At 37.7% G+C, this 1,760-nt stretch carries 1 protein-coding gene; it reads right to left on the minus strand.

From position 1 onward, the window contains the following. Window positions 1-500: 500 nt before the first annotated feature. A complete protein-coding gene (gene hppD / locus AC3DU7_RS26125; protein ID WP_488042200.1) occupies window positions 501-1,562 on the minus strand; it encodes a 4-hydroxyphenylpyruvate dioxygenase in 1,062 nt (353 codons plus the stop codon). Window positions 1,563-1,760 lie beyond the last annotated feature (198 nt).

A 1,760-nucleotide genomic window follows, 5' to 3' on the forward strand; every position in this document is an offset into this window, starting at 1 on the left:
CAGAAGGAACAATTGGATGGGGTTTCATATCAAATCCGCCTAATTGCACATAGATAAAATAACGTAATAATAAGGGTTTTAAGCTATTGATTGTGAGGGCATTTAGTACCGGATTTGATATTATACCCTTGTTCCTTTCGGTCGCGGGCAGAGAGAGAGGTTAGGAGTCATAATTCCCTCCTATATAAGGGCTTCATGCCCTCTGCCTTTCCTGATAAAAATAAATATTTAGGGTTTGCTGATTAAATCTAAAAATCTTTATAGATAAAGGTAAGTGCCTTTTTAAGTATCAAAAAGTGCTAGGTTTTAAGTGGTAATGGTTCAAAAATGAGCGGATTTTGGTCAAAAGTTGGGCAGAAAAATTAAGGGACAATTCTTACTCCTACCTCCTCGTTCATTCCAATTTCTCCTGTCTCCTAACCCTACTAAAAGACTTTTGAGCGAAACCCTTATACATAAATCTATGAGTATAATTAGTAAGCTACTTCAGTCCAAGAATCTTAATTTTTGCCCAAACTACCTCGCTTCATTTGCTCTCTTTCTATAGCTTCAAATAAAGCTAGAAAATTTCCTTCACCAAAACCTTGAGCTTGCATTTGTTTACCATTTACCCAAGTAACCCTGCGTTCGATAAACTCAAAAAATACAGTTGGTTGAGGAAAAATGGGTTTGGTGAAAATTTGCAATAACATTGCTTCCGGTCTCATTTCCTCCCAGTCTAGCAAAATTTGATAATCTTTAACTTTTTGCCAGTCAACTTTAGGTAAATAACCTAGCGCTTTTGTTTGCAGTTGAGAGTAATATGTTGCCGGAACTCGCAAAAAACCCAAACCCCGCGATCGCAAATCTCCTACTACCTCTAAAATATTCTCTGTCCTCAGAGCAATATGTTGTATCCCCGCACCATGATTAGCATCCAAAAATTCTTGGACTTGAGAGTTAGCAGATGCAGGCTCATTAATGGGAAATTTCACTCCACCATCTGGAGCAACCATCACTTGACTCCGTAAAGCAGATTTATCTGTTTGAATGTCAAAGCTTTGCTGGGGTTGGAATTCTAAAATTTGATGATACCAGTCGAGAGCAGATTGTAAATTATCCTCAGGCACATTTAAAACTACATGGTCGATAGCTACAATATCTGTAGGAAGTTGAGAAGTAGGATGTAAAATCTGTGCATCATCAATTTTTTCAACTAGAGTATGACTTATATCTCCCCATCCAGAAATTTTTGCCCATCTTAAACCCTTTAAGTCTTGCTGAATAGGTTGCAAAACTTCTGCTCCATTTGCTGCTGCTTTGGCCACAACTGAGTTAAGGTCTCGAACCCGAAAAGCAACATCACCTACTCCGGGAGGATGTATCCTGAGAAAATCAGCAACAAAATTTTTTGATGTGATGGGAGAGGATAGGGCAAAATATACTCGACCTCTGTTGATAATTTCCTTATGAGTCTCTTGAGTGGTTTGAGAGGCGATCGCTTTAAAGCCCAATTTTTCAATAAACCAATCTCGTGACTTCATTGCATTTTCAACGTAGAAGTGAATATGATCGAATTCCATAAGCAACCTTTATTTAGTGATGAGCCTCAAGAATTTAGAATTTAGAATTTAGAATTTAGAATTACCTCTTCTAATAAATTTAAGAGGATTGGATCAACAGTCTCAAGTCTTAGTTTTTCGTACCTCATGCGTAGTCCTGCCTTAGAAAAATAAATGACTGTCTGGCTGAATATTAATTTCCATTGGTACAGCTTGGGG

The organism is Okeania sp. (assembly GCF_983059655.1).

What these genes read in the sequence shown, in the direction of transcription:
- hppD (WP_488042200.1), bottom strand. Translation starts at nt 1,562, where the DNA reads ATGGAATTCGATCATATTCACTTCTACGTTGAAAATGCAATGAAGTCA.